The organism is Streptomyces pallidus (ex Mingjun et al. 2026), from assembly GCF_051550185.1.
Lineage (GTDB): Bacteria > Actinomycetota > Actinomycetes > Streptomycetales > Streptomycetaceae > Streptomyces.
The window spans coordinates 6,931,506-6,953,600 of sequence record NZ_CP196181.1; the positions used below are offsets into that span (position 1 = coordinate 6,931,506).

18 protein-coding genes are annotated in these 22,095 nt (G+C 75.7%); 10 read left to right on the forward strand and 8 right to left on the reverse strand.

Features of this window, described 5'->3' with window-relative positions; translation table 11 throughout:
• The first annotated feature begins 27 nt into the window (after positions 1–27).
• The 6 genes from ACSHWO_RS30885 (at position 28) to ACSHWO_RS30910 (ending at position 4,281) form a co-directional block, all read left to right on the forward strand.
• Positions 28–255: a hypothetical protein gene (locus ACSHWO_RS30885; RefSeq protein ID WP_361086318.1), complete on the forward strand. Its 228-nt coding sequence runs from the start codon at positions 28–30 to the stop codon at positions 253–255.
• Positions 252–1,184: a sigma factor-like helix-turn-helix DNA-binding protein gene (locus ACSHWO_RS30890; RefSeq protein WP_361086321.1), complete on the forward strand. Its 933-nt coding sequence runs from the start codon at positions 252–254 to the stop codon at positions 1,182–1,184. Before ACSHWO_RS30885 ends, ACSHWO_RS30890 begins: the two co-directional genes overlap by 4 nt.
• Positions 1,168–1,878, forward strand: a complete 711-nt coding sequence (locus ACSHWO_RS30895) for a hypothetical protein (RefSeq protein ID WP_438317080.1) — start codon at positions 1,168–1,170, stop codon at positions 1,876–1,878. Before ACSHWO_RS30890 ends, ACSHWO_RS30895 begins: the two co-directional genes overlap by 17 nt.
• 65 nt (positions 1,879–1,943) lie before the next feature.
• Entirely contained in the window at positions 1,944–2,360 is a 417-nt protein-coding gene (locus tag ACSHWO_RS30900; RefSeq protein ID WP_361086328.1) for a GntR family transcriptional regulator, read from the forward strand.
• Positions 2,361–2,374: 14 nt separating this feature from the next.
• Entirely contained in the window at positions 2,375–3,334 is a 960-nt protein-coding gene (locus ACSHWO_RS30905; RefSeq protein WP_438317083.1) for an ABC transporter ATP-binding protein, read from the forward strand.
• Positions 3,331–4,281, forward strand: a complete 951-nt coding sequence (locus ACSHWO_RS30910; protein ID WP_438317086.1) for an ABC transporter permease subunit — start codon at positions 3,331–3,333, stop codon at positions 4,279–4,281. Before ACSHWO_RS30905 ends, ACSHWO_RS30910 begins: the two co-directional genes overlap by 4 nt.
• Before the next feature lie 54 nt (positions 4,282–4,335).
• Here ACSHWO_RS30910 and ACSHWO_RS30915 read toward each other — a convergent pair whose 3' ends face one another.
• From ACSHWO_RS30915 to ACSHWO_RS30925, 3 genes are all read right to left on the reverse strand, one after another.
• Positions 4,336–5,625, reverse strand: coding sequence for a serine hydrolase domain-containing protein (locus tag ACSHWO_RS30915; protein ID WP_438317089.1), 1,290 nt, complete (start codon positions 5,623–5,625; stop codon positions 4,336–4,338).
• Between the two features lie 131 nt (positions 5,626–5,756).
• Positions 5,757–6,602 (reverse strand): C40 family peptidase, encoded by an 846-nt coding sequence (locus ACSHWO_RS30920; RefSeq protein ID WP_385839004.1) that lies wholly within the window; start codon positions 6,600–6,602, stop codon positions 5,757–5,759.
• Positions 6,603–6,752: 150 nt separating this feature from the next.
• Complete coding sequence (locus ACSHWO_RS30925) at positions 6,753–10,760, reverse strand: nSTAND1 domain-containing NTPase (RefSeq protein WP_438317092.1); 4,008 nt, start codon at positions 10,758–10,760, stop codon at positions 6,753–6,755.
• A gap of 353 nt (positions 10,761–11,113) precedes the next feature.
• Between ACSHWO_RS30925 and ACSHWO_RS30930 the strand changes: the two genes are divergently transcribed.
• Entirely contained in the window at positions 11,114–13,219 is a 2,106-nt protein-coding gene (locus tag ACSHWO_RS30930) for a SpoIIE family protein phosphatase (protein ID WP_438317095.1), read from the forward strand.
• Positions 13,220–13,332: 113 nt separating this feature from the next.
• Positions 13,333–14,277, forward strand: coding sequence for an endonuclease/exonuclease/phosphatase family protein (locus tag ACSHWO_RS30935; protein ID WP_438317098.1), 945 nt, complete (start codon positions 13,333–13,335; stop codon positions 14,275–14,277).
• On the opposite strand, the gene ACSHWO_RS30940 is transcribed toward ACSHWO_RS30935, so the two are convergent.
• From ACSHWO_RS30940 to ACSHWO_RS30955, 4 genes are all read right to left on the reverse strand, one after another.
• A complete protein-coding gene (locus ACSHWO_RS30940; RefSeq protein ID WP_438317101.1) occupies positions 14,267–15,163 on the reverse strand; it encodes an ATP-grasp domain-containing protein in 897 nt (298 codons plus the stop codon). The two genes, ACSHWO_RS30935 and ACSHWO_RS30940, sit on opposite strands and share 11 nt — an antisense overlap.
• 201 nt (positions 15,164–15,364) lie before the next feature.
• On the reverse strand, positions 15,365–15,892 hold the full coding sequence (locus ACSHWO_RS30945) for a DUF6328 family protein (RefSeq protein ID WP_438317104.1): 528 nt from the start codon (positions 15,890–15,892) through the stop codon (positions 15,365–15,367).
• Complete coding sequence (locus ACSHWO_RS30950) at positions 15,882–16,052, reverse strand: CsbD family protein (protein ID WP_438317107.1); 171 nt, start codon at positions 16,050–16,052, stop codon at positions 15,882–15,884. Before ACSHWO_RS30950 ends, ACSHWO_RS30945 begins: the two co-directional genes overlap by 11 nt.
• A 99-nt stretch (positions 16,053–16,151) precedes the next feature.
• Positions 16,152–16,343, reverse strand: a complete 192-nt coding sequence (locus ACSHWO_RS30955; protein ID WP_361086357.1) for a hypothetical protein — start codon at positions 16,341–16,343, stop codon at positions 16,152–16,154.
• Positions 16,344–16,588: 245 nt separating this feature from the next.
• Here ACSHWO_RS30955 and ACSHWO_RS30960 point away from each other — a divergent pair, with 245 nt between their 5' ends.
• On the forward strand, positions 16,589–18,874 hold the full coding sequence (locus ACSHWO_RS30960) for a HelD family protein (RefSeq protein ID WP_438317111.1): 2,286 nt from the start codon (positions 16,589–16,591) through the stop codon (positions 18,872–18,874).
• Between the two features lie 28 nt (positions 18,875–18,902).
• Here the strand turns inward: ACSHWO_RS30960 and ACSHWO_RS30965 are convergent, their stop codons facing one another.
• Complete coding sequence (locus ACSHWO_RS30965; protein WP_438317114.1) at positions 18,903–19,829, reverse strand: helix-turn-helix transcriptional regulator; 927 nt, start codon at positions 19,827–19,829, stop codon at positions 18,903–18,905.
• Between the two features lie 236 nt (positions 19,830–20,065).
• Here ACSHWO_RS30965 and ACSHWO_RS30970 point away from each other — a divergent pair, with 236 nt between their 5' ends.
• Positions 20,066–21,430, forward strand: coding sequence for an MFS transporter (locus ACSHWO_RS30970; RefSeq protein ID WP_438319317.1), 1,365 nt, complete (start codon positions 20,066–20,068; stop codon positions 21,428–21,430).
• Positions 21,431–22,095 lie beyond the last annotated feature (665 nt).

Below are 22,095 nucleotides of genomic sequence, written 5' to 3' on the forward strand. Positions count from 1 at the left end.
TGGCGCAAGCAGCCGGAGGACGGCGCGATGAAGAACAACCGGATGATCGTCACGGTGGTGGCGCTCTTAGCGATCTTCGCCTTCAGCGTGGTGATGGTGGTGGCGGGCCAGCCCGTCGCGGCGATCACCGCGCTGATCCCGTCGGCGGCCCTCGGCGTGCAGCAGATCGTGCAGGCCGGTACGGGAGCCGCCGAGGGCCGGCGGGAGCGGCGCCCCTCCGCGCAGCCCGAGCGGGACGAGGAGGCGCAGGGATGACCGTCCCCTCGGCACCCCGGGACGTGCCCCAGGACCGGCGGGGCAAGCGCGGGCGGCGGCTCGGGCCCATCGCCGACGGCGCCGGCGCGGCGCACCGGGCCTGGCTGGAGCCGCTGCGCGACGCCTTCCACGGCAGCGGTCTCACCCTCGACGAGCTGCAGGCCCGCACCGGCTGGCCCAAGTCGCACATCTCCGAACTGCTGCGCGCGGTCGAGCGCTACCCCCGCTGGGCCTTCGTCCGCACCGTCCTCATGGTGCTCAGGCCCCGGGTGTCGTACGAGGCCATGCGGCTGCGCTGGGTGCTGGCGGCGCGCGACGCCGGCAAGCGGACCTCGTGGATCAAGCACTGCCTGCACGAGGCCGGCGGGGCCGGGAGCCGCGCCGTCGCAGCCGCCGGCCCGGCACCCCTGGACTACCTGGCCTTCCAGGAGATGCACCGTCCCCACTACACCCGCTACGCCGCCGCGTTCCTGCGCCGGCCGGCCCTCGTGGAGAAGGCCGTCGGCGACGTCTTCACCCTCCTGCTGCTGCTCTGGCACGACGCCCTGGCCAGCGAGAACCCCGAACGCTTCGCCTGGCCGCTGCTGCGCCAGACCGTGCTCGAACACGCCCCAAAGGAGAACGGCCGCCCCTCGCTCGCGCTGGCCGCCTTCGACACCGTCGCCCTGGCCGCGGCCCCCGACCCGGTCGGCCAGGTCGAGGAGACCCTGGCCCTGTTCCGGGCCGTGGCCGAGCTGGCGCCCGTACAGCGGGACGTCGTCGTGCTGCTGCACCTGTGCGGCCTGGAGGACACCCAGGTGGCGGACGAACTGGGGGTCTCCCTCGCGTCCGTACGCTCCACCGCGCGGCACGCCCGGCGCAACCTGGACGCGGTCCTGCACCCGACGGGCACCACCGAGGAGGGACACCCCCGTGGCCTCGACCATTGACGAACTGCTCGCCCGCGCCCGCCTCCACGAGGTCGCGTACCCGCCCGCCGACATCACCGACCGCGCCCGCGCCCTGCGGCCCGCAGAGCCCGCGGAGCCCCCGTGGTCCGGCGCCGCCGGCGGGGTCTTCCCCGCGGACCCGCACCCGTCGGCCCTCCCGGCGCCCGCCGCCGACCGCCAGCGGGCCATGCGGGGCGCCGCGGACGACCTCCAGGCGCTCTGCGAGACCGCCGTCACCAGCGCCGCCGTCAGTGCGCTGGGCGGCGGCTTCCTCACCCAGGCGCTGCCCCAGCCCTCCGGCGCGCGGGTCCTCGGCTGCATCCTGCTGCTCACCGACGCCGAGGACTCCGCCCGCTTCTGGTGGCAGTACGCGGCCGGCGCCGGCGACCCGGTCGCCACCCACTGCCTGTACCTCCACCACCTGGCCCTGGGCGAGAACCGGCAGGCGGTCTGGTGGCGCCGCCAGACGGCCCCGGCCGGCGACGACGGCCTGCCCGCCACCCTGCGCGCACCGCAACGGCCGGGGCAGGGCCCCGGCCCCGGCCACGACAGGGCGGCGACGGTCGACGCCGTCATCGAGTACGTCTCCGCCGCGGTCCGCTACGTCGATGACGACCTCGAACTCCCCCTGCCCGTACCGGACTTCAGTGCGCGGATCCGGGCCATCACGGCGGCCGGCGGCCCCCCGGCTTGACGTTCGTCGATCTTTCACTGCACCATTCCACTAACACATTAGTGGAATGGTGGTGAAGCAGAGAGATGATCGAGTTCCAGGTGGACCGGCACAGCGGTGTCGCGACCTACCTCCAGCTCGTCAACCAGGTCAAACAGGCGCTCAGGCTGGGCGTCCTGGAACCGGGGGACCGGCTGCCGACCGCCAGGGCCGTCGTCGAGGCCACCGCGATCAACCCCAACACCGTGCTGAAGGCCTACCGCGAACTGGAGCGCGAAGGGCTCGTCGAACCCCGCCCCGGACGGGGCACGTTCGTCACCCGCTCCCTGTCGCGCCCGGAAGCGGCGGCGGACTCACCGCTGCGCGCCGACCTCCTCGCCTGGACGGCGAGGGCGCGGGCGGCAGGGTTGGGGCGCGCCGACATCGTCGCCCTCGTCGAGGCGGCACTCACCGAGACGACGGCCCCCGCGCCCGAGCCCCGACCCGGCCCGGACGCACCGTGACGAGAGGACACCACGTGAACGACCCGACCGCCCCCGCGGCGCTCCGGGCAACGGCGATCGACCACGCCTTCCGGGGGAAGAAGGCCCTGAACGGCTGCGAGTTCGAACTCCCGCCGGGCCGCATCGCCGCACTGGTCGGCCCCAACGGGGCCGGCAAGAGCACCCTGTTCCACCTGATGACCGGGCTGCTGCGCCCCGACGCGGGCTCCATACGCGTCTTCGGCGCCGCCCCCGGCAGCCGCGAGGCCCGCAACCGCACGGCGTACCTCTCCCAGGACAAGCCGCTGCACCCGCAGTTCACGGTCGCCGACACGCTGGCCCTGGGCCGCCGGTTGAACCGCCGCTTCGACCTGGCGAAGGCCGAACGCATCGTGCGCGCCGGGGACATCCCCTTCAGCACCCGCGTCGGCGGCCTCTCAGGCGGCCAGCGCACCCGCGTCGCCCTGGCGCTGACACTGGGCAAGCAGGCCGACCTCCTGCTGCTGGACGAACCGCTCGCCGATCTCGACCCGCTGGTCCGCCACGAGGCGATGGGCCTGCTCATGGCCGAGGTCGCCGACCGCGGCCTGACCGTCGTGATGTCCTCGCACGTACTCCCCGAGCTGGAGAACGTCTGCGACCACGTCCTCCTCCTCCAGCAGGGCCGGATCCGGCTCGCGGGCGACACCCAGGACCTCCGCGAGGCCTACACCCGGCTCACCGGCCTGGCCGAGCCCGGCACCGCCGACGGGCTGCCCCGGGAGGCCGACCGTGACGCCGTCGTCCATGCCACGACCACCGGCCGGCACCTGACCGCCGTCGTCCGCAACGCCCCCGGCGCCGCCCTCCCGGCCGGCGCCGACGAGCGCTGGATCACCACGACCCCGTCCCTCGAGGAACTGCTCCTCGCCCACCTGCGCTCCGCCCCGCGGACGGCCGCACCGGCCCCGCGGTCCGCGGCCGCCGGAGAAACGGAAACGGAGGCCGCCGCATGACCGGCTCCCTGTGGCTCGCCTGGCGCCAGCAGCGCCTCCTCGTCCTCGCCGCGCTCCTGCTCGTCGCCGCCTGCACCGTCTGGGCGGCCCTGCGGCGCGCGGACCTGATCGACGCCGTCGCCGGCTACGACCTGACGGAGTGCAAGGGCTGGAACGGCGAGTGCCGGCCCGAGGTCCAACTGGCCGTGTTCGAGCAGAGCCCGGAGATCCGTGTGCTCGGCTCCATCGGACTGCTCGTCCCCGCCGCCATCGGCATGTTCTGGGGAGCCCCCCTGATCGCCCGGGAGATCGAGCGCGGCACCCTCACGGTCGCCCTCACCCAGGGCGTCGGCGCCCGCACCTGGTTCGCCGCCCGGTTCGGTCTCGCCGCGCTCGGCACCGTCGCCGTCTCCGCCGCCCTCGCCGGGCTGATCGCCTGGTGGTGGGAGCCGATCGCGAACATCCTGGCCGGCGTCTACTGGTACGACCCGTACGTCCTGAACGCCTCCGGCCCCTCCGCCGTCGCCGGCGCCCTGTGCGCGCTGGCCGCCGGCACCGCGATCGGTCTGCTGGTACGCCGTACCATCCCGGCCATGGTCATCACCGGTGGCGTCGTACTGGGCCTGGCCGCCGCCCTGACGTTCTTCCGCCGGGACCTCATCGCCCCGGTGGACCGGATCACTCCGGGCATGACCCCCAAGCAGCTCATCGGCAGCGCCTGGTCCGCGGGCTACCGCTACCTGACCCCGGACGGTGCCCAGCACCCCCTGGAGGACTGCGCGTTCTCCGGTGACGAGCTGCGCGCCTGCATGGCGGAGCACAACTTCGTGGGCCGGGTCCACAAGGTCTACCCGAGTTCCGACTTCTGGACGTTCCAGGCCCTCGACTCGGCCGTCTACCTGGTCCTCGCCCTCGCCTTCGTCGCGCTGACGGCCGTCCTCCTGCGCCGCCGCCACCGCCTCGTCTGAGCACCCCGGCCGGCGCCCCACCCCCGTGGGAGCGCCGGCCGGGGCGCGGTCGCGTCAGCCGTGCTCGGGCAGGTCCGCCTCCGCCGGGGCGGGCCTCGGCGCCGTCGCCGAGCCGCGGGCCGCGGGCCCGGCGGCGGACTTCCCGCCGCAGAAGACCGCCTCCAGCGTGCCGCCGAGCGCGGTGTTGGCCTCGCCCCGGTTCGAGGTGTTGGCCATGGCGGCCAGGGCGCGCCGCCCGTCGCGCGTGGCGAAGGCGTACGTGTAGTAGCCCTGCACCGTTCCCGTGTGGCCGTACACCCGCACCCCGCAGGTCAGGTCGTAGCGCCGCAGCCCGAGCCCGTAGAACCGCGTGTGCGCGGCGTCGGTCGGGCTCATCACGAGCATCGCGTCGAGCATGCGCGGCGGCAGCAGCCGGCCCCCGAGCAGCGCGGACACGAAGGTGTTCAGGTCGGCCGGGCTGGAGATCATCGCCCCGGCGGCCTGCGCCCAGGAGGCCGTCTGCTCGGTGGAGTCCACCAGCGGGGCCCCGGCCTCGTCGGGGTGGAGGTAGCCGCGGACGTGCAGCCCCGCGACGGCCGTGGCCGGGTGCACGTACGCCGTGCGGTCCAGCCCGAGCGGCTTGATGATGCGCCGCTCGTACTCCTGCGCCAGCCCGTGCCCGGAGGCCTTCTCGATGAGCATGCCGACGATCAGGAAGTTGGTGTTCGAGTATGCGTACGCCGCGCCCGGCTGTGTGGTGCGCGGCTCGCGCACCGAGAGGGCGACGAGGTCCCGCGGGCTGAACACCTTGTTCCGGACGGCCTCGAAGCCGGGCACCGTGCGCTCGAACATAGCGTCCGTGTAGTCGGCCAGCCCGCTGCGGTGCGACAGCAGGTGGCGCACCGTGATCCGGTCGCCGTCGGGCAGCAGCCCCGGCAGGTGCCGCTCGACCGGGTCGTCCAGGCCCAGCCGCCCCTCGGCCGCCAGTTGCAGCAGCACGACCGCGGAGAACGTCTTGGTGACGCTGCCGATCCGGAAGCGGGCCCGGGGGTCCATCGCCGCGCCGTCGGTACGGTCCCGCACCCCGACGGCCTTGGCCACGGGCCGGCCCGGTCCGGTGAAGCGGGCCATGGCCCCGGGCGCGCCGGCCGCCGTCGTGTTGCGCAACGCCCGTACGAGGGCGTCGAGATCGGGCCGGGGCGCCGGCGCGGCGGAGCCCGCGGGGCCCGCGGCGGCGGGTGTGACGGGTGTGGCGGCCGGCCGGGTCACGGCGGCGGCGCGGGCGGTGGCGGCCGGTGCCACGGCGGCCACTGCGGCCAGCAGGGCGGCGCCGACGGTCAGACGGCGGTGGGCGGGCAGGCGCACGGTGCTCCTCGGCGGGTGCGGAGAGGGAAGGAGAGCGGGCAGCGGGGGACGCGGGAGAAGTGGGGGAGGGGGAGAAGCGGGGGAGGGGGATCGTACGGCCTGCCGGTGGGCGGGCCGAGCACCGCAACGCGTCAGAAGGTGCAGGTGGGCACCGCTTCCAGCCATGCGGGTCCCTGGACGTAGATGTTGGTCATCCACGCCCGGTAGTCGGGCAGGTAGGACCAGACGTCGTTGGTGTAGCCGTCCGAGGTCACCTCCTCGGCGTGCTTCTGGCACTGGACTCGGATCGTCGTCGGGCCAGGCAGGGCGTACACGCGGGCGGCCGAGACGGACGGGAGGGCCTTGGTCCAGACACCCGTGCCCCACGTCCGGAAGAGGGACCCCGTGACGGGACCGGGGTTGACGCGCACCGCCCCGTAGTAGTCGCCGGACAGGCGCACGTCACTGACCATCAGCCTGGTGCCCGACTGGCGGGCCTCCGCCATCCTGCCCGCCCCCAGGTAGACGGCGATGTGGTGCAGGTCCCGGGAGGTACCCCACACCAGCAGGTCGCCGGGGAGGAGCGGCGCGAGGCCCTGGCCGGCCGTGAAGCGCTCGGCCGCGCGGTGCGTGTAGTACTGGGAGGACGCCGTGCCGTCCAGGACGTCCGAGCCGGTGGCCCGCGCATAGGCGTACCGGACCAGGCCCGAGCAGTCGAAGCCGAGCCGTTCGGGATCGTGCTCGCTGGCCGGGTCGCCGGGGTCCACCCGGCCGTACGTGGCACCCGGCTCCGGGCCGTGACCACCGCCCCAGGTGTACCAGGTGCCGGCCGCGACCTGCTCGCAGGCGGCGGCGACGGCCCGTTCGGCCTCGGGGGAGGCGCCGGGGGCGAGGACCCGGCACGCGGTGTCGGCGGCGGCCGGTGCGGGGCCGGGCGCCCACAGGAGGAGGGCCAGGAGGGCGACGAGCGTGCCGATGGGACCGGACCGGCGGAGCATGCGGGACCCCGTTTCTGTTGCTGCGGCGGGTACGGCAACGAGCCTGGTGGCAGCGCGCCCGCGGCGTCGAGGTCCGGGCGTCACCCCACCCGTACGGGCAACGGGAAACCCCCGGGAAACCCCTGCCGTTCAGGGCTCCGGGGGTTCGGTTCAGGGCTGCCCGGAGCAGCGCGGCGCGGTCGGCGGCGGGCCCGCCGGGTCGGCGGCCCGGCCGCCTGACACGACGTCGGACGGGCCGCCGGACGGGCCGTGGGCCGCGCCGAGCCGGCAGACGGCTTCCAGCCGGGCCGCCGGGTCCGGGTTCCACAGCCGGACCGTGCCGTCGGTGCTGCTGCTGGCCAGCGTCCTGCCGTCCGGCGAGAACACCACGCCCCACACGGCGTTCCCATGACCCGTCAGGGCGGCCCACAGCCGCCTCCCCGGCACGTCCCACAGCCGGACCGTGCGGTCGTTGCCGCTGCTGGCCAGGGTGCGGCCGTCGGGGGAGAAGGCGATGCCCCGGGCGGCGCCGACGTGTCCGGCCAGTACCGCCGTCACCGCGTGCCGCCGCACGTCCCACAGGCGTACGGTGCCGTCGTTGCCACTGCTCGCCAGGGACCGCCCGTCCGGCGCGAAGGCGACGGCGCGCACCGCACCCGCGTGCCCGGTGAGGGTGGCCAGCGGCGCCCGGCCGGCCACGTCCCACAGCCGGACCGTCAGGTCGTCGCCCGCGCTGGCGAGGGTGCGCCCGTCGGGGCTGAACGCGACGTCGTTGGCGAAGTCGGTGTGCCCGGTGAGGGTGGCCAGCGGCGCCCGTCCCGGCACGTCCCACAGGCGTACGGTGCGGTCGGCCGACGCCGAGGCGAGCGTCAGCCCGTCCGGGGCGAACGCCACCGCGTACACGATGCCGCCGTGGCCGGTCAGCGTGGCCGTCGGGATGCGTGCGGCGACGTCCCACAGCCGGACCGTGCCGTCGGAGCCGGCCGAGGCCAGGGTCCGCCCGTCGGGGGAGAACGCCACCCCGTACACCGCCTCGGCGTGCCCCTCGAACACCGCGGCCACCCGCCGCCGCGGCACGTCCCACACGCGCACCGTGCGGTCGCCGTCGGCGGTCGCCAGCAGCTTCCCGTCCGGGCTGTACGCGGCGTGCCAGACCTCGGCGAACGGCCGGGACGCCAGCAGCGGGCCGCGCAGGTCCCACAGCACCACGGACTGGTCGAACGAGGCCGTGGCCAGCGTCGCCCCCGCCGGGTCCACGGCGAGTGCGAGCACGTAGTCGGTGTGCCCGGCCAGGGTGGCCGTCGTCCGGCCGCTGCGCACGTCCCACAGTCGGGTAGCCCCGTCGCCGCCGGCGCTGAGGACCGTCGTGCCGTCCGGGAGGTAGGCGACGGCGTTCACGTCGTCGCTGTGCCCGGTCAGCGTCCCGGTCGCCCGCCGCTCGGCGACGTCCCACAACCGCACCGTGCGGTCGCTGCCGCCGCTGGCCAGGCTCCGCCCGTCCGGGGAGAACGCCACGCCCAGCACCCCGCCGGTGTGCCCGGTCAGCACGGCCGCCGGGCGGTCCCCGGACGGGTCGCCGGACGTGTCCCACAGCCGCACCGTCCGGTCGGCGCCGGCCGAGGCCAGGGTCCGGCCGTCCGGCGCGTACGCCAGCGCCTCGACCCTCCCCGTGTGCCCGGTCAGGATGCGCGCCGGGCCCGCCCCGGCTGCCGGGTCCCGCAGCTGCACCGTGCCGTCCGCGCCCGCCACGGCGAGGGTGCGCCCGTCCGGGGCGTAGGCCACGGCCCGCGCGCCCGCCGTCTCCGCAGGCAGTTCCGCCGTGACGTGCCCGGCGGTGTCCCACAGTCGTACGGGGCCGTCGGTCGAGGTCGCGGCGAGGGTCCGGCCGTCCGGGCTGAAGGCGATCGAGCGGACCCGTCCGGGCATGGTCAGCGTCGCGACCGTCCGCCGGTCGGAGACCCGGCGCAGCAGCACCTTCCCGTCGGAACCGGCCGTCGCCAGCAGCCGGTTGCCCGGCGCGAAGGCCGCCGCGTTGACCGGGCCGCTGTGCCCGGTGAGCCGGCCGAGGAAGGGCTGCGACTGGGTGCTCAGCAGCGCCCCGCGCGCCTGCGGGGTCGCCTCCGTGAGGTAGGCCTCCTCGGCGAGCCGCATCGAGGCCTCGGGCCGGCCCGCCGCCAGCGAGGCCGACTCCGCGGCGAGCGCGTGCGACCGGGCGGCGCGTTCCTGGGCGAGGGCCTGCGCCCGCTGCCGGTACGCGACCCCGCCCGCGGTCACCGCCAGCACCAGCAGGACCAGCAGCAGTGCCAGCGTCCGCTGCCGGCGCCGGACCCGTCGGCGGGCCTGCGTGCGCCGGGCGTCCTCGGCGGCCGTGCTGGCGCGCAGGAACTCCGCCTCCAGCGGGGTGAGCCGGCTGCCGCCGTCGAGCTCCTCGGCCCAGGCCCGGGCGGTCTCCAGCCGGGTCCCGCGGTGCAGGACGGACGGGTCGCGGCCCTCGCGCTCCCATTCGGCGGCGGCCGCGGCGAGCTGGCGGTGGACCAGCAGCCCGTCCCGGTCGGCGTGGATCCAGCCGTGCAGCCGCGGCCAGGCGTGCAGCAGGGCCTCGTGGGTGATCTCCACCGTGTCCCGGTCCGCCGTGACCAGCCGGGCCCGTACGAACGCGTCCAGCACCCGCGCGGCCGGCGCCGCCGCGTCCTTGAACTGCCCGAGCAGCGCGGCCCGGGCCGTTCTGCGGCGGGTCGCCCCGACGTCCTCGGCGACGTGGACGAGGGCCGGCAGGATCCGGCGCACCATCCGCTGCTCCGCCGGGTACAGCCGGGCGAACACGCTCTCGGCCGTCTGCGCGACGGCCCCCTGGATGCCGCCGGTGTGCTCGTACCCCGCGACGGTCAGCACCGACCCCTCGCGCCGCTGCCACGTCGCCAGCAGCGCGTGCGACACCAGCGGCAGCGCACCGGAGGGGGCCGCCTGCCGCCCGGCCCCCTCCGCGTCGGCGAGGCCGTCGCGTACGCCGGCGTCCCGCAGCAGCAGGGGCACGAGGCCGGGTTCGAGGGCCAGCCCGGCGCGCTCGGCCGGGCGGGTGACGGCCTCCTTCAGCTCGGCCACGGACATGGGCGGCAGGACGAACAGGCCGTCGGTGAAGACCGCGGCGAGTTCGGGGAGGTCGAGGCAGTTGCCGGAGAAGTCGGCCCGCAGGCCGAGGACCACGACGGCGGCGACGTGCCCCCCGGCGCCCGGGTCGGGCTCCGCTCCCGGGTCCGGTGGCGGCGTCGGGGCCGGGCGGGCCGTGGCCAGGGCGCACAGCACGCGGACGAAGGCCTGCCGTTCCTCGTCGTCACCGCAGAGGGTGAAAACCTCCTCGAACTGGTCGACGAGCAGTACCGGCCGCACTGTGCGCCCCCGCCGCCCCACTGCCTCCAGCAGTCGCTCGGGCCGGTCGGCCAGCTGCCGCGGGGTGACGCCCAGGTCGCCGCCGAGCACCTTCGCGGTGCAGTCCAGCAGCTCCTGGAGGGGATGCGGGGTCGGGGTGAACCGGACGACCGGCCACGACTCGGCGCCTGCCGCGGGGAAGCCGCCGCGCCGCCGCAGCGACGGCACCAGACCGGCGCTCAGCAGCGAGGACTTGCCCGCGCCCGACCGGCCCACGAGCAGCAGCGGGCCGTGGTCGATCCGCTCGAAGACGCGCTCGACGAGCGCGGCCGTCGCCCGCTCCCGGCCGAAGAACCGGTCCGCGTCCCGGTCGGTGAAGGCCGCCAGGCCCCGGTACGGGCACTCCCCGTCCGACTGCGGGACGGCCGCCGCCCCGGCCGTGGCGGGGCTCGGGACCAGGGCGGGCGTACGGGTGGGGGCGGCCGCACGGGCCGCGGCCGCCTCCGCCTCCCGGGCCAGCCGCAGCAGCGTGCCGTCGGCCTGGAGCACCCGGTCGCAGCGCAGGGCCACGTCCACGGTGACCCGTTTGGCGCCGGTCTCGATCTTGCTCAGGTAGCCCTTGCTGTAGTGCGTCTGACGGGCCAGACCCGCCAGCGACAGCCCCCGTTCCCCCCGCAGCCGGCGCAGTTGCGCCGGGAACTCCGCTGCCGCACCGCCGCCGTCGTCGGGCGCCGGCGAGGGCGTCTGCTCTGCTGCGGACGGGTCGGGGCGGTCGGTGGTGTTCCGTCCGCGGTCCGGGTCCGGATCCCCCACGGCGTCCCCCATGGCAGTGCGCGCCCAGGTCGTGAGATGGCTGCCCCAGGCTACAGCGGGGGCCGGGCGGTACGGCGCGCACCGCTTCCGGCGTGGCGGAAAACCGTACGGCGGGGCGGTCCTGCGGAGCCGCGGGCGACGGATCGGCACCACCGTCCGCACGCCTGCGCGGTCACGCCTCCCCGACGGTCACCCTCGGTCCGGCGGCGGCCACGTTCCGCTGCCGGTAGTGTCCTCGGAACCCGGGGCGCGCAGAATTGAGGAGGCGGCCCGCGACCTGCCGTGCGGGCCCGGACAACCACCCGCGCGGGCCTGCGCGCACCGGGCGGGCCGTGCGCGGAAGGGGGCCCGGTATGCCAGCGGCCCGGCTGGGGGGCGAGCAGGAGCCCAGCCCGCTCCGCTCCGAACCGGGGGCGCTGCTGGAGGACGTGGCCGTCGCCGTCTTCGGCATCGATGCACAGGAGCGGGTCTGCTACTGGGGCCCCGGCGCGCAGAGCCTCTTCGGCCACCCGCCCGAAGCCGTGCTGGGTCGGCCCGCCGCGGACCTCTTCCCGCCCCCGGACCCGGGGGAGCCGGGCGGCGCCGCGCGCCTCGTCGAGCGGGCCCGCACCCTCGGGTACTGGCGGGTGCGGATGCCCGCGCTGAACCGGGACGGCACCGTCTTCGACTGCGGGTTCCGGGGCTTCCCGCTGGACGGCCCCGCGGGCGCCTCCGTCGTCCTGGCGCTGGCGGCCCGGGGCGACGAGCTCAACCGGGTCAAGGGCAACCTCGTCTTCCTCGACGCGCTCTTCAAGACCTGTCCGATCGGCCTGGTCATGCTCGACGAGGAACTGCGCTACGTCCACCTCAACCAGGCCCTGGCCGACATGGACGGCATCCCCCTCGCCGACCACCTCGGGCGGCCCGTCGGCGACATCATGATCACCTCGGACGGCGGCGAATACCAGCGGATGCTGCAGACCGTGGCCCGCGACGGCCGGACCGTCGTCGGCGCCCTCGTCGGCCTGCGCACCCCGGGCCGCCCGGACCGCGACCAGGTCCGCTCCGTCAGCTTCTTCCCGCTGAGCGGAGCCGGCGACACCCGGCGCGGCGTCGGCGGCCTGATCGTCGACGTCACCGACCGGGAGCGGGCCATCCTCGAAGCCAGCGCCGCCCGGCAGCGCCTCGCCCTGCTCGACCGGGCCGCCGCACGCATCGGCACCACCCTCGACCTCGACGTCACCGCGGACGAACTGGTCCGGGCGGCCGTACCCGACTTCGCGGACGGCTGCGTGGTGGAACTCGTGGAATGGATGGACGAGACCGAGGACTTCGACCCGCAGCTGCCGCTCCTCACCCGGCGGATCGCCTGGGGCACCGTCCTCGACGCCCCCGCCGGTGAACTCGTCCGCGGAGCCGAGCGGGTCGTCTACCCGCCCGGCTCCCACATCCACGAGATGCTCAGCACGGGCCGCCCGCTGTCCTTCCCGGTCGACGCGGAGTTCCTGGCCCGCAACGTCACCCACGCGCAACGCGCCCGGCTGCTGCTGGAGAGCGGCTTCGCCGACATCCTCATCGCCCCGCTCATCGCCCGCGGCACCGTACAGGGCATCACCATGTTCGGCCGGTCCGCCCGCCGCCCCGCCTTCGCCCCGGAGGACCTCAGCCTCGCCGGCGAACTCGCCTCCCGCGCCGCCCTCTGCCTGGACAACGCCCGCCTGTACGGCAGGATCCAGGACATCGCGCTCACCCTCCAGCGGGCGCTGCTGCCCAGCGCCCCGGACGCCGGCCCGTACGTCGACATCGCCCACCGCTACCTGCCGGGCAGCCGCGTCACCGAGGTCGGCGGGGACTGGTACGACTCCATCGCCCTGCCCGGCGGCCGGGTGGCCCTCGTCGTCGGCGACGTCATGGGGCACGGGGTCCTCGCCGCCGCGTCCATGGGCCGCCTGCGGATCACCGCCAAGACCCTGGCCCGGCACACCTCCGACGACCCGGCGGCCCTGCTCGCCGAACTCGACGAGTGCGCCCAGGAGGCGGGCATCGAATGGGCGACCTGCCTGTTCCTCGACTACGACCCGAACACCGGCAGCGCCCGCATCGCCAACGCCGGCCACCCGCCACCGCTGCTGCGCACCCCGGACGGCACCGTGCGCACCCTCGGCGAGAACCTCGGCGAGAGCCTCGGCGTCCCGCTGGGAGTGGGCGGCGTGGAGTACCGCGCCATCACGGTCGACGTCCCGGAGGGTGCCGTCCTCGCCCTGTACACCGACGGCCTCGTCGAGGCCCGCGGCCACGACATCGACACCGGTGTCGACGCCCTCCGCAGCCGTCTCGCCGGGCCCGTCGACTCCCTGGAGGAGGCCGCGGACCGGATCCTCGCCGAACTCCTCCCCGACGCGGGCGCCACGGACGACACGGTCCTCATCCTGGCCCGCGTCCGCCGCCCGCCCCCGCCCACCGGCGCCGCACCACGGTGACCTCCGCCCACCCGGCCCGCTCCCGCCCGGGGCGCGCGGCCGGGCCCGGGCGGAACCGGATTCCCGCCCCTCCCGTCTTCGTTCCGGGACGTGTGAGGGGGCCGGGTCGGAACATGGCGCAGGGGAAGTACGGGCTGCCGCGCGGGGCGGCCGCCCTCGGGCCGGGAGCCCTGGCCGGCGGTCTGATGGTGTTCCACCGTGCGCTGCCGGACCTGCCCGGCCGGCCCGCCGGGCTGCTGGAGACCTTCCTGCCCTGGCTCGGCCTGACCGTCCCGGCCCTCCTCGGCTGGGCCCTGCTGCGCCGGTCGGCCCCGGCCGCGTACGCCGCCGCCCTGCCCGCGGCCGCCTGGCTCTGGCTCTTCGGCGGCTTCCTGCTCCCCGGCCCGGACGGCCCGCCGGACACCGCCGGCATCGTCGCCGTCCAGCACAACGTCAGCGACGAGAACCCCGACCCCGCCGGCACCGCGCGGGCGCTGACCGCCACCGGCGCCGACCTGATCGCCCTGGAGGAGCTGACCCCCGCCGCGCTGCCGGCCTACGCGACCGCCCTGGCCCCGCAGTACCCGTACCACGCGGCCGTCGGCACCGTCGGGCTGTGGTCGCGGCATCCCCTCGCCGACGCCCGGCCGGTGGACATCCGGCCGGCGGGCCTGGGGGAGGACTGGAACCGCGGGCTGCGGGCCACCGCCCGGACACCGCGCGGTGAGGCGGCCGTGTACGTGGCGCACCTGCCCTCGCTCCGCCTCGGGGCCCACGGCTTCGGCTCCGCCCGCCGGGACGAGAGTGCGGTGCTGCTCGGCCGGGCACTCGCCGCCGAGCCGCTGCACCGGGTGATCCTGCTCGGCGACCTCAACGGCACCGTCGACGACCGCGGGCTCGCCCCCGTCACCACACGCACGACCCGGCCCGGCCGGGACTTCGCCTTCAGCTGGCCCGCCGCCCTGCCCGTGGCCCGGATCGACCAGGTCCTCACCCGCTCGGCGACCGTGGTACGGGTCCGGACCCTGCCCGCGACCGGGAGCGACCACCTCCCGGTCGCGGCCGACATCAGGTTCTGACGCCGGCCCGCGCCGCGGCCGCCCGCGCCAGCACGAGGTCCGCGAACCGGGCGGGCCCGTCCGCCTCCTGGTCCATGAACAGGTTCGGCTCCACCAGTTCCAGCTCCATCACCACCGGCGACCCGTCGTCGGCGTCGGCGATGTCCACCCGCGCGTACAGCAGTTCGTCCTGCCGTTCCGGTACGGCGGCCAGCGCTGCCCCCGCCAGCGCCAGTTCGGCGGCCGACGGCCGGTGCGGTCGCAGGTTCGGGTGCGGGACCCGTTCGTTGTCGACGACGCCGGTCTCGGTGAGCACCGGGTCCTTGCGTATCGCATGGCTGAACGCGCCGCCGAGGAAGACCAGCGCCCGCTCGCCCTCGTCGATCCGGGACAGGTACGGCTGCACCATCACCGTGGCCCCGGCGCCGTGCAGCTCGGCCACGTGCCCGGCCGCCAGGTCGTGCTGCGCCTCCGTGTAGCGGGCGGTGCCGTACGCGCCCGCCGACACGGAGGGCTTCACCACGAACTGCCCGCCGTCCGGCAGGACCACCTCCTCGCCGGGCGCGATGAACCGGGTCGGGACCACGGGCACACCGAGCCGGGCGAGGTCCTGCAGGTAGACCTTGTCGGTGTTCCACCGCACGACCCCGGCCGGGTTGTCCAGCCGTGCCACGGCCTGGACGGCACCGGCCCAGGCAAGGAACTCGCTGCGGCGCAGCGGATAGTCCCAGGTGGACCTGATCACCACCGTGTCGCACGCCGCCCAGTCGAAGTCCGCGTCGTCCCAGGCCACGGCCGCGGCGTCGACGCCCCGCGACCGCAGGGCCTCCAGCAGGGCCGGCATGTCCGAGTCCTCGTCCAGACCCGGGGTCGAGGTGGCCAGGGCCACCCGGGTGGTGACGGTCATCCGCGTCTCCTTCGCAGCTGCTCGTGCGCCGGAGTGCGCCCCGGCGCGGCCGCATCAGGCTAGGTGCCGACGGGCGGGCGCGCGACGGCCTTTTCCCGCGTACGCAGTGACCGCTGCGGAGGAGGGGAGACGGGCGCGGCCCGCGGGCCGCCCGAGGGGCCGGAGGCGGAGGCGCACGGGGGCGGAGGAAGGCGCGGCAGGTCAGCGGCTGCCGGGGCGGGAGGCGCCCCGGGCCGCGGATCCGGCGGTGTGCCGGACGCGCACCCACAGGGGAAGCGCGTACCAGCACACCAGGTACCAGAGCAGCACTCCGGCCACGATCCACGGCACCGCGGTGTCGTCCGTGGACACGCGCAGGATCAGGAACAGGGCGGCGACGAGCGTGGCCAGCAGCAGCACGATGCCGACCATCGTGAGCCGGGAGGCCCACACCACCGCCTGGGGCTTGACCTGCCGCCCCGCGACGATGCGGTGCAGGGAGACGGGCCCGATCAGCGCGCCGGTGGCCAGGGAACCGAGGACGACCGTGACGGTGTAGATCGCCCGGTCCGCCTGGGACAGTCGCTGGAAGTGCGGGGTGAACGCCACGGTCAGCAGGAACCCGAACAGGATCTGGACGCCCGTCTGGACGACCCGGATTTCCTGGACGAGCTCCTGCCACCGCCGGTCGGCCCGCTCCTCCTCGGTTTCGTCCCGGCCGTGTGCGGCGCGATCGGCGTCAGGTTTCAAGGGTGTCCTTCGTCTTCCCGGCCTCGCGGATGTCGCCCCTGATCCGTTCCGCGCGGCCTTCGGCGGTCAGGCGCTCGTCGTCCACGATGCGTCCGGCCGCTTCCCTGGCCTTGCCCTTGAGCTGCTCGGCATTGGCCTTGGCCTTCTCCTGGCCTGGCATGGTGACTCCCTCCTGGCGAACGGTGCACACGCATGCGTCTGACCCGTGGTACGGGCCGCAAACGCGCCCTACCGGAAGTCCCGGACCGGGCGGGGCCCGTCAGGGCTTCGAGGTCTCACCGCCCATGACGTCGCGGAAGGCGGCCATGCACGGCACGCAATGAGCATCGGTCTCGGTGTATCCGGACGGGACGAGGGGGCGGCCGCACAGGGTGGCGGAGCGGTCGCGGGCGACGACGTGCCAGACCGGGTCCTGCCCGGTGGCCGCCTCGCCGAGGTGCATTTCGTACATGAGACTTCCCCGTGTGCTCGACAGCTCGTGCATCCACCACACCAGGGCCCGGCCCGGACGGCCCGACGAGTGGGCCGTCCGGGTGACGCCGGGTCGCCGCGCGGGCACGTCCGGGGACACGAAAAAACCCCGGACCGAATTGGCGTCCAGGGTTTTCATCCGCGTATATTGGAGAGTTCACGCTTCCCTGTGAAGGTGGGCGTGAAGAAGCTTTACGAGGACACTGTATCGGGTCGGGAGTGGAATTGTCAACCGCGGAATTCCGTAAAGAGCAGCAATTCATCGACGCGCTCTACGCGCGCCTCGATGACCTGCGTGATCAGGCCGAACGCGCCGTCCACGGCGCACTGGCGGCCGGCGCGGGAAACAGCGGACAGGCGCGCCTGGAACGCGACATCCTGGTCGCCGAACAATCCGGGCTGCTTTCCGCGCTGAACTCGGGCGAGAGCGGACTCTGCTTCGGGCGCCTGGAGTTCTCCGACGGCCGGGACCACCACATCGGCAGGATCGGAATCCGCCGCGACGACGCCGAGCGCACCCCCCTCGTCCTCGACTGGCGGGCCGAGGTGGCCCGCCCGTTCTACCTCGCCACCGGCCACCACCCCATGGGCCTGCGCCGGCGCCGCCACCTCACCACCCAGGGCCGCCGCGTCACCGCCCTGCACGACGAGATCCTCGACCTCACCGACACCGAGCGCACGGGACACGAGGGCGCCGACGCGGACGCCGTGCTGCTCGCCGCGCTCGACGCCGCCCGCACCGGCCGCATGCACGACATCGTCGAGACCATCCAGGCCGAGCAGGACCGGATCATCCGCTCCCCGCACCGGGGGGTGCTGGTCGTCGAGGGCGGCCCGGGCACCGGCAAGACGGCGGTCGCCCTGCACCGGGCCGCCTACCTGCTGTACGCGTACCGCGAACTGCTCGCCAAGCGCGGCGTGCTGATCGTCGGCCCGAACCCGGCGTTCCTCGGCTACATCGGCGAGGTGCTCCCGGCCCTCGGCGAGACGGGCGTCCTGCTCGCCACGATGGGCGAGCTGTTCCCCGGCATCCGCGCGACGGGCACCGACCGGCCCGGCGCGGCCGCCGTCAAGGGCCACGCCAGGATGGCCGGGGTCCTGGCCCGCGTCGTGCAGGACCGGCAGACCCTGCCGGAGACCGTGCCCGCCGGCAGCGGCGAGGACAGCGCCGTCGTGCCCGAGCCGGCCCTGGAGATCGACCACGACGAGTACGGCACGCTGCTGCTGGACCGGACCATGGCGTACGAGGCCCGGGACCGGGCGCGCGGCACCGGGCTGCCGCACAACCTGGCCCGCCCCTACTTCGCGTTCTCCGTGATCGACGCGCTGACCGAGCAGCTCGCCGACCGGCTCGGCGCGGACCCGTTCGGCGGCCCCAACCTGCTGGGCCCGGACGACATCGCACAGCTCGGCAAGGAGATCGCGACGAGCAGCGCGGTGCACGCCGCGATCGACGTGCTGTGGCCGCCGCTCACCCCGCGCCGACTCGTCGCGGACTTCCTCGCCGACCCCACGCACCTGCCGGACGACGAGGCCGAGCTGATCCGCCGGCCGACGTCCGCGCCCGGCGACTGGACGCCGGCCGACGTCCCGCTGCTCGACGAGGCCGCCGAGCTCCTCGGCATCGACGACAGTGCCGAGCGGGCCGCCGAGGAACGCGCCCGGCAGGAGCGCATCGCGTACGCACAGGGCGTGCTCGACCTGTCCGCCGGGTCGGAGTCGTACGAGTTCGAGGACATGGAGAACGAGTTCCTCGCCGCGCACGACATCATCGACGCCGAGCGGATGGCCGAGCGCCACGAGGAGGACGACCACCGCAGCACGGCCGAGCGGGCCGCCGCCGACCGCACCTGGGCCTTCGGACACGTGATCGTCGACGAGGCGCAGGAGCTGTCCGCGATGGCCTGGCGGCTGCTGATGCGGCGCTGCCCGACCCGTTCCATGACGCTGGTCGGCGACCCGGCCCAGACGGCCGACGAGGCAGGCTGCGGTTCCTGGGGCCAGGTCCTGGACCCGTACGTCGGCGACCGCTGGGAGCTCGTCCGCCTCGGCGTCAACTACCGCACGCCCGCCGAGATCATGGACGTGGCCGCCGCCGTGCTGCGGGCCCGCCACCCCGGCTTCGAGCCGCCGCGGTCGGTGCGCTCGACCGGCCGGCGGCCCTGGGTGCGGTCCGAGGACGACCTGGCCGCGGCGGTGGCCGACGCCGTGCGCCGGGGGACCCCCGCGGAGGGCCGGCTCGCGGTGATCGCGCCGCGGGCGGTGCACGAGCTGCTGGTCCGGGTGCTGCCCGGCGCGCACGCGGGTGCGGAGCCCGATCTCACCCGGACCGTGGTGCTGCTGGAGCCGCGGCAGGCCAAGGGCCTGGAGTTCGACTCGGTGATCGTCGTCGAGCCCGCGGACTTCGCCCCGAGCGACCTGTACGTGGCCCTGACCCGGGCCACCCAGAGCCTCGGCGTGGTCCACACCGGCCGCCTGCCCGAGGGGTTGGAGGAGGCGGTCGCGGTGTAGCGGGCGGACCGGGCCCGCTGCCGGGCCGTCAGGCCGCGACCGGGGTCCGGCCCCGGCCGCGGTCCGGGGCGCGGTCGGGGCCGGGGTCCGGGTCCTGGTCTGCGTCCCGGGTCTCCGCGAGTGCCCGGAGCTGCTCCAGGCGTGCGCGGGTCTCCTCGTCCCGGGGCGCGTACGTGACGAGACGCGGTCCCGGCGCCGGGCCGAGCCACAGGCTGGTGTGCTCCAGGTGCAGCAGCCCGACGTGCCGGTTGAGGATGTTCTTCGTCCTTGCGCCCTGGTCGACCACCTCGTGCCGGGCCCACACCTCGCGGAACTCCGGGGAGTGCGCCTCCAGCCGGGCCACCAGCGCCTTCCAGGCGGGCTCGGCGAGGTGCTCGGCCATCGACGCGCGGAACTTGGCCGCGAGGATCCGCAGCGTCTCCGCGTGGTCGACGACGGCCTCCCGCCAGTCGGGGTCGGTGAAGGCCAGCCACAGGCAGTTGCGGTCCTCCGGCGGCAGTGCGTCCAGATCGCACAGCAGCCGCCCGTACGTGCTGTTGTACGCGAGGATGTCGTACCGGCTGTTCTGCACGCAGGCCGGCAGCGGCGCCAGCTGGTCCAGCATCTCCCGCAGCGCCGGGGTCACGCTCGGGCACGGCGTGTTCGGCGCCGGGTCGGCCGTACCGGCCAGGGCGAACAGGTGCGTGCGCTCGCTCGCGTCGAGCAGCAGGGCGCGCGCCACGGCATCGAGGACCTGCGCGGACACCTGGATCTCCCGGGCCTGCTCCAGCCAGGTGTACCAGGTGACGCCGACCGCGGAGAGCTGGGCGACCTCCTCGCGGCGCAGCCCCGGAGTGCGCCGCCGGCGCCCGCGCGGCAGCCCGACCTGTTCGGGGGTGATGCGCTCGCGGCGGCTGCGCAGGAACTCGGCCAGCTCGTGCCGGCGCACGTCGCTCCGGGGTGCCACAGTGGTCATACCACCAGGGTGCCGCACTGCGGATCCGGTTGCCAGGTACTGCGGGTACCAGGACAAGGAGACTCTGGTACCAGGCTGGGCGGGGCGCGATCGTCGGTGGTGTGAGTGAGACGACCGTACGAACCCCCGCTGCCGCCGCCCCGGACCCGGCCACCGGCGCGCGCGTGGCGCCCGCCCCGGCCCGCGCCACGGCCCCTGCCTCCCCTTCCCCCTCCGCCCCGGCCGCGCTGGGCCCGATGGGGCTGTTCACCGTGCTGCTCGGCGCCGCCCTGCCGATGGTCGACTTCTTCATCGTCAACGTGGCACTGCCCGCCATCGACCACGACCTCGCCGCCGGCCCCGCCGTGCTCGAACTGATCGTCGGCGGCTACGGCGTCGCCTACGCCGTGCTCCTCGTCCTCGGCGGCCGCCTCGGCGACACCGCCGGCCGGCGCCGCCTCTTCCTCGCCGGCATGGCCGCCTTCGGCCTCACCTCGCTCGCCTGCGGCCTCGCCCCCACCGCGTGGACCCTCGTCGCGGCCCGGGTGGCCCAGGGCGCCGCGGCCGCGCTGATGCTGCCGCAGGTGCTCGCCACCATCCAGGCCACCACGCAGGGCCCGCGCCGGGCCCGCGCGATGAGCCTGTACGGGGCCACGGGCGGGCTGTCCATGGTGGCCGGGCAGGTCCTGGGCGGCGTCCTGGTGGCCGCCGACGTGGCCGGCCTGGGCTGGCGCTCGGTGTTCCTGGTGAACGTGCCGGCCGCCCTCGCCGGGCTGGTGCTCGCCGCGCGGACCGTGCCGCAGACCCGCTCGGACCGGCCCGCTTCGGTCGACGTGCCGGGAACGCTGCTGCTGGCCCTGTCGCTGGTCTCGCTGCTGGTGCCGCTGACCGAGGGGCGGGCCACCGGCTGGCCGCTGTGGACCTGGCTGCTGCTGGGCACGTTCCCCGTCGCGGCCGTCGGCTTCGTCGCCGTGGAGCGCCGCGCCGACCGGCTGGGGCGGACCCCGCTGGTGCCGCCGAGCCTGCTGCGGCTGCCGTCGCTGCGGCGGGGGCTGGTCCTGCTGGTGCCGTTCTCCATCGGCTTCAGCGGCTTCATGTTCGTGATGGCCGTGGTCCTGCAAGAAGGCCTGCACAAGGGGCCGGTGGTCGCCGGGCTGGCCCTCGCGCCCATGGCCCTCGCCTTCTTCGCGGCCTCCCTGGCCGGGCCGCGGCTGACCGGCCGGTTCGGCAGCCGCGTCGTCACCGCGGGCGCCGTCCTCCAGGCCGTCGGCATCACCGTGGTGCTGCTCACCCTCCGGTACGGGGGGCCGCAGCCCGGTGTCGTCGAGCTGGCGCCGGGCGTGGCCGTCGCCGGCCTCGGCCAGGGCTTCCAACTGCCGGTGCTGATCCGGCTGATGCTCGCGGACGTGCCGGCCGACCGGGCCGGGGTGGGCGGCGGCGTGGTGACCACCACCCAGCAGTCCGCGCTCGCCCTCGGCGTCGCCACGCTCGGCAGCCTGTTCCTCGCCCTGACCGCCGCGCACGGCATGCGGACGGCGCTCACCACGGCCCTGCTGGTCCAGCTGGCGCTGATCGCCCTCACGGCCGCCCTCAGCCTCCGCCTCCCCCGCACCCTGCACTAACTTCCCGCCCCGGCCGCGGTCCCGCCTTTGGCCCCGGCCGCGGCCCTGGCCGCGGTGCTGGCCCCGGACGCGGCCTTGGTCCCGGCCTTGGTCCTGGCCCGGCCTCGTGCCGGCCCAGGCGGAGGTCCCGGCCCTGCCCCCGGGCCCGGAACTCCCTCGCGTCCGGCCCCGGCCCCGGCCCCGGCCCCGGACCTGGTCCCGGTCCGGTCCCGGTCCCGGTGCCGCACGGCCTGGGCTCCGGCCCTGGGTCTCGGTCCGGCCCCCTGCCCGGGCCTGCCGGGGCGCACTGTTGGCCGGTGCGCCGTATTCGGCAGGGCGCCGCTGGACGAGGCCGTGACGTGGATTCCGAGTCGTGGCCCCGGACCCGCGGGGCGGCCCCGGTGCCGGGGTCGAGGCCTGGCACGTCCCGTGCCCGCCGCGCTGGCCACCGCCGTGCAGAACCAGGCGGTTGCGGCGCTCGCGGGGAGCGGCCGCGGGCGCCGGGTTCCGTTCGCCCCCGGTCGGCAGCGGGCACGGCACCCTCCCGCGGACCGGTCCGGTCCGCGTTCCGCCGTCCCCGTACGCGGTGCGCCGTCGGGGAAGCCGTACGCGGCCCTGCGGCCGTCCCGCGCGGGTGGGGCGTCGAACCGCTCGGCATCCCCAAGGCACCACCCGCGGCAGGTAGC